The sequence below is a fragment of the Candidatus Parvarchaeota archaeon genome (assembly GCA_016866895.1).
Lineage (GTDB): Archaea > Micrarchaeota > Micrarchaeia > Anstonellales > VGKX01 > VGKX01.
In genome coordinates this window covers 1-5820 of the sequence record VGKX01000073.1, presented here as the reverse complement: position 1 = coordinate 5820, position 5820 = coordinate 1, and the positions used below count along the sequence as shown (strand labels likewise).

6 protein-coding genes are annotated in these 5820 nt (G+C 45.9%); 2 read left to right on the top strand and 4 right to left on the bottom strand.

The annotated features are described in order from the left end of the window. Both FJZ26_03620 and FJZ26_03615 read left to right on the top strand, forming a co-directional pair. The coding region (locus tag FJZ26_03620; GenBank protein ID MBM3229494.1) for a DUF2085 domain-containing protein at positions 1-366 on the top strand (366 nt) is incomplete at its 5' end. Positions 367-472: 106 nt separating this feature from the next. Beyond that, entirely contained in the window at positions 473-1204 is a 732-nt protein-coding gene (locus FJZ26_03615; GenBank protein MBM3229493.1) for a hypothetical protein, read from the top strand. Between the two features lie 160 nt (positions 1205-1364). On the opposite strand, the gene FJZ26_03610 is transcribed toward FJZ26_03615, so the two are convergent. The 4 genes from FJZ26_03610 to FJZ26_03595 form a co-directional block, all read right to left on the bottom strand. Continuing rightward, positions 1365-3260 (bottom strand): beta-CASP ribonuclease aCPSF1, encoded by a 1896-nt coding sequence (locus FJZ26_03610; protein ID MBM3229492.1) that lies wholly within the window; start codon positions 3258-3260, stop codon positions 1365-1367. Positions 3261-3474: 214 nt separating this feature from the next. Beyond that, positions 3475-4074, bottom strand: a complete 600-nt coding sequence (gene psmB / locus FJZ26_03605; GenBank protein MBM3229491.1) for an archaeal proteasome endopeptidase complex subunit beta — start codon at positions 4072-4074, stop codon at positions 3475-3477. Positions 4075-4427: 353 nt separating this feature from the next. Further along, entirely contained in the window at positions 4428-4853 is a 426-nt protein-coding gene (locus FJZ26_03600; GenBank protein MBM3229490.1) for a DUF1761 domain-containing protein, read from the bottom strand. A gap of 122 nt (positions 4854-4975) precedes the next feature. Continuing rightward, entirely contained in the window at positions 4976-5776 is an 801-nt protein-coding gene (locus FJZ26_03595; protein ID MBM3229489.1) for a hypothetical protein, read from the bottom strand. Between the last annotated feature and the right edge of the window lie 44 nt (positions 5777-5820).

Below are 5820 nucleotides of genomic sequence, written 5' to 3'. Positions count from 1 at the left end.
ACAATTGTCTTCAAGCGCAGCATTGTAGTAAATTCGGATTTTGGAGTTGGCTACAAGCTGCCGGTTTGCGCAAGGGACATAGGAATTTATCTTGCTGTCCTAGTCGGATTGATAGTCTATCCTCTAAAGATGAAGCTGGGTTCCCTTGACTTTCCTGACAAAAAATATTTGTTTGCTGCAGCAGTCCCAATAGCTTTGGATGGAGGGATACAGCTTGTTAGCGACCTTATTCCAAGCCTGTTCACCTACGAAAGCACTAATGCGCTTAGGCTTTTGACAGGGGCGATAATAGGCCTTGCCATACCGTTCTATCTTGTCCCGATTTTGAATTTGTTTTGGAGAAGCATTGTTTCAAACAAGGCCTAGGGGCGTTTTAGCATTTGAATTGTCACTGAAAGACAGTCGGAAAGTAAATGGATATAAACAGTGCAAATGAAAGAAAGAACCAGGAAAAAACAAAAACGTGGTTTTGATGAAGTGTTTTTACCATCATGACAAGGATGCAGTGGGGGTTTGCAGCAACTGCTTCAAGGCAATGTGCGAAAACGAGGCCACAGAACTCAACGGGAAGCTTCTTTGCACTAACTGCAAGGCAGTGATTATGGCAAAGCTTCAGGCACAGGCAAGCCAGATGCAGCCAGCTTCGGCAAGGCAGCAGCAGCCGCAAGGGCAAAAAAAAGAAAGCGGGGGGGTGGGAAGCCTGATTAAGATGATTGTTCCCCGCGACCCGAACCTGCAGATAAAAAACGAGGATTTGCCGCTTCTGATAGTGCCGATATTTTTTGGGGGGGTTATTGGCGGTCTTTTTGCATCAGTACCGTTCATCAACCTTTTATTTTTCATAACGGTCCCGTTTGGCGTTGGGCTGTCCCTTGTCTTTCTTAAGGCCGAGGAAAAATTCAGATATGCGATTAGCGGCATTGATGCTCTGAAGATAGGGGCGGCTTGCGGTGTGGTTATTGCGTTGGTTGGAAGTCTTGGCCTTTTTGTCTGGCAGATATTCCTTGCCCAGGCCGCATTTGAATTTTTCTCAAAGACGGCGCAGGCAATATCCTACCAGGAAGCGGATATAATAATGAAAATAGCCGGGTTTGACAAGGACTTGGCAATAGAGCTTATCATCTTGCGCCTGTTTGCCATGCTTGCTTCATACCCCATAGTGGGTGCGCTTTCAGGCAAGTTTTTTGCAAGCAAAATGAGATAGGTGCAAATGCCGGATTTTGGCATTATGCATGCGGGCTTGCGGGGATTGTATTGTTTGCATTGGTCTGCCTTATTTTCAGGGACCAGATTATTTTTGCCATCCATTCCATTGTAAGGTACTCAAGAAGAGGGAAATAGCTAGCCACAAGTGCAAAACAGTCCTACTTGAGCCTGATTGCATCAAGGTCCATTGGGGCCCTGGCATCAATGTGCATCATCTTGCTTATGCTTCTTGCCAAATCCTCGCACTTTGTCTCATCCCCATGCAGTGTGAAGACTTTTTCAGGCTTTGGCTTAATGTTTTTCAGAAACGAGATTAGCTGGTGGCGGTCTGAGTGGCCAGAGTAGCCCTCCACTGACTGGACCTGCATGTTGACCCGTATCATCTCGCTTCTGCCAGCCTCCGACATTATTGGCACTTCCTTCATGCCCCGCTGCACTTTCCTGCCTAGCGACTGCGTTGACTGGTAGCCGACAAACATGAGCATGTTTTTCGGGTCGTCTGCAAGAAGCCTGAAGTACTCAAGAATGGGGCCTCCAGACATCATGCCAGATGGCGCAAGAATGACTGCCGGGTCGCCTTCGACTATTGCTTTCCTGTCGGTCTTTACAGTTTCAAAAATGTGCGACTCAAAAGGGGAATCGTTTGAGAGTATCCTCATTTGCACATTGTGGCGAAGGTATTGCGGGTATGCTGTGTGTATTGCAGACGCCTCAAGAATCATTCCGTCCAGATATACTGGAAAATTGTATTTGGGATTCTTGGACATCTGCTCCTCTAGCACAAGCATGATTTCCTGGGCCCTGCCAACCGAGAACACTGGTATTATTATCTTGCCCTTTTTCTCTATTGTCTGGTTTATAAGGCCAAACAGGCGCTTGTCAGAGTCAAACCTGTTTGACATGATGTCGTCCCTTCCGCCGTAAGTGCTTTCAATGAAAAGCGTCTCGCAGCGCGGGAAGGAGGTTACTGCCTGGTCGAACAGCTTTGAGTAGCCATACTTAATGTCGCCGCTGAAAACAAGGTTGTGCAGCCCCTCCCCTATGTGCAAGTGCACTATGGCACTTCCTAGCATGTGCCCTGCATTGTAGTAGGTCAGCTTGATTTCCGGAGTGATGTCCATCACTTCCCAGTAATCCAGGGTTATCATGTGCGCAAGCTGTTTTTGGATGTCCTTGACGCCATAAGGGGCCCCCTGCTCCGTGTTCTTGTTCACAAGATTCAGATAATCCATCTGCAAAAGCGTGACAAGCTCCCTTGTCGGGGTGGTGCAGTAGACGGGCCCTTCAAAGCCATAGGCATAGAGGTAGGGCAAAAAGCCCGAATGGTCTAGGTGTGCGTGAGTGAGGATTACTGCATCCAGCTGCGCAGGCTCAAAGCCAAGGGCGTTTAGATATGGATAGGTGCGCGTGTTGTCTGAAGTGTCAGGATTAATGCCGCAGTCTATCAGGACTTTGCTGTGCGGGGTTTGGACCAGTGTGCAGGACCGTCCAACTTCCTGGAAGCCGCCAAGGGCGGTTATCTTGACCCAGTCGCTTTTTGGCACTGTTGTGCAGATTTTCTTGCCAAGGTTAATGAGGAATTTTTTCCTGTGGGCAGCCTCGCGCAACAAGGACTTTCTGACCCCCCGTATTGTGCTTGAGTCCATTGTGGGGGTCCTAAGAACATTTGGGGCCCAGCCAGTCTTTTGTATTATGGAGCGAAGAGTGAGGCCTCCCTTGCCTATCACAAGCCCGGGCTTTAGGGCCTCTATGTTGACTTCGCAAAAATCAGGGTTGAAGTTGATTTCAGTGACACCGGCCTCTGCAGGAACCAGGGACTTGATTGCTGCAAGCGAGTCCTCAGGATTTGTAAGCGACGAGGGGTCGGAGCGGATAAAAACGCGCTTTCTGACAGCGCTTGCAAGCCTGCGAATCATCTGGTCGTTTTTGTAGAATTGATTGATGTTTTTCAGGTAGATGACTATGTCAAGGCCCTCGGGCTCTATTTTTGACAGATCGCAGTCTGCCGGTATTATCTCCGCGATTTTTTTTTCTATTTCCTTTAGTTCCAACAAATCTCCTCTTGAACTGCATGTTTTTCAAACACAAAGGCACCGCAGTGCAGAAAACCGGCCGTGATGCCCAAAAGACCCCGTCGGGCGCGGATTGCCTTTAGAAACTGCGCTTTATGCAAATGGCAAGATTATGCTTAAGACAAATGGACGCCTGGGATGATTTACTTGTGGCTTGATGGTCAGATTGCCTTCTGCGCCAAATTTTATTGACAGTTTATGCAAGTTTTGCTATCTCTTCCTTGTCGTGTTTTTTAAAGCCGGATTTTGTTATTGTGACTAGGTCTATCCCCTCACCTGTCGCGCAATCGCGCTTCATTGCCGCCGCCACAGCCTTTACCGCAACTTTCATGTTGTCTTTTACAGAGCCGCCTGCATTGAACATCTCTTCTAAAACTCCGTAAGCGACTGGCGAGCCGCTTCCTGTTGAGCAGTATTTTTCCTCAGTCATGCCGCCAAGCGGGTCAAGAGAATAAATCTCAGGCTTGTCTTCAGTCCCTCCAACCAGAAGCTGGACATAGAACGGGAAGAATTTGTATGAATATAAAAGATTTGCAAGCAAGGTTGCCGCCGCTTTGGCAGTTAGCGGTTTGCCGTATTTTAGCCTGTAGAGCTTGGATTCCGCTTTTAGGAGCCTGATTAGCTCTTGTGCGTCTCCAACACCACCAGCAATAGTCATTGAAAGCTTGTCATCAATCTGAAATATTTTTTGCACATCGCGGGAAGCGATAAAATAACCCATTGATGCACGCTTGTCCGCAGCCATGATTATGCCATCAGAGCATACAAGCCCGACTGTTGTCGTGCCTGTCTTCATGTTGCTTATTTTTTCAGGCAATAATGTATCTTCAGGCATAATATCACCAAGGAGTGATGTTTTATCTGCCGTTTTTCACTGGTCAGAATTTTTTGCTGGTCCGCGCGTTTCGATTTTCAGAACAATGCTGCTTTTCAGAACAATGCTGCAAAAGCTACCTTGTAAAACCAATAATTAAAAACAGCTTTTGCCCATTTTACATTGTTTGCACAATATTTATAAGCATTGCTACAATAGCCAAACACAGGCGAGGCGGCAGTTCTTTTCAAGCAAGGCCTGTTGCCAGCCTTTCATGCTTTTGCCAAAAATCAAATTTGGGCTTATTTACCGATTGGTGATTTTTCATGCCTTATTTATGTAATTATTGCGATTATGGCCCCCATCACAGCCCCGCAAACAAGGTAGTAGCCGTTGCTGATAAGATATAGCTCAAGCTTCCTTTTCTCAAAAAGCACCCCGCTTGCACTTGTGGTCACAACAAAACCGGCGCACAGCCAAAAACCAGCAAGCGCGCCTTCAATTGCGTTGTTTGCTCCAAGATATGGCAAGATGTTTGCAAGCACAAACGCCATGAAAGCAAAGGAGAGCAGCATAAGCCCGTATGTTTTGCCCATGTCCTGTTTCTGTAAATCTTTTTTTGCCTTTGATGTGCTAGCCCCCACTGCATTTAAAAATGCTTTTCCAAAAAGGGCATTTGAGTACCACATCATCCCAATTGCCATGCTTGCAAAAGTTGCAATAAGCACTGCCAGCAAATTCACATTTGAGGTTAGGTTCATATTTTCTCACCTTTTGTTCAGACTTCTGGTCTGCTTTTAGTCTCAATGTAGGATGTTCAAATCTATTTTAGGGCATAGCGTATTTATTTCCGCATTTGATTAAGGACTGTCTTGCTGCATCTTTAAAGCGGACCTACAGTGAAAGAATAGGTATCACTTTTAACCACATTATCGCCGGATTTACAAAATACATTCCAAGTATGGGGTTTGGTTGGATAGACGACACTTGTACGATAGGTGAATTCTTTTTGGGAATTTGTGTTAGCCTTAAGCTTCATTTTTTCCCCTTCAACGCCATCAACAGTCACCCTGCATTCAAGCTTTTTGGTTGAGATGGCGTTGAATTTGAGAGCGATATCATCTGCACTGTTAAATTGGGCATTGCGTTGGGTTACAGGCACGATGGTGATTTTTTGCCTGTGCCTAAAGTTGCGCTTCTCGCTTTTGCCAACAGCCCCGTTTGTGTCAGTGCAGATGACCTGCCATTTGTGCTTGCCTTCAAATCTAGGTATGCTTGATACTGCTATAGCTTCACTGTTTGTATAGTTGTCAAGCACAGTTTCTCTTTCAACAAGAGCTTTGTCAATTACAAATTTGCAGCTGCGACTCGATACGCCAGTGTTGGTATTACTTGCACCAGGCGAAAGCGAGTAGAAATACACGTTATATGAAAAATCATCTGTTGCGGTTGAGTTGTTGTAATCTGGATCTGGATACCAATTTTTTGCAGGAGAGGCAAGTGTGATTATCGGTCTTGACACTACAGTAAAATTAGCTTTTTCGGAATTTAGAATTTCTTTTGAGGGAAATTCACATTTGACATAAACTTTGTGTTGAGCGTCTGTAAGTTTTACTGTTTCTGATGCCTGGTAGGCAGTTGCGTACTGGAACGTTTCGCTTTTCTTGCTCTTCTCATCAACCATAAGATTGCATTTGACTTTATCAGAAGGATTGAAAGTGGTCACCA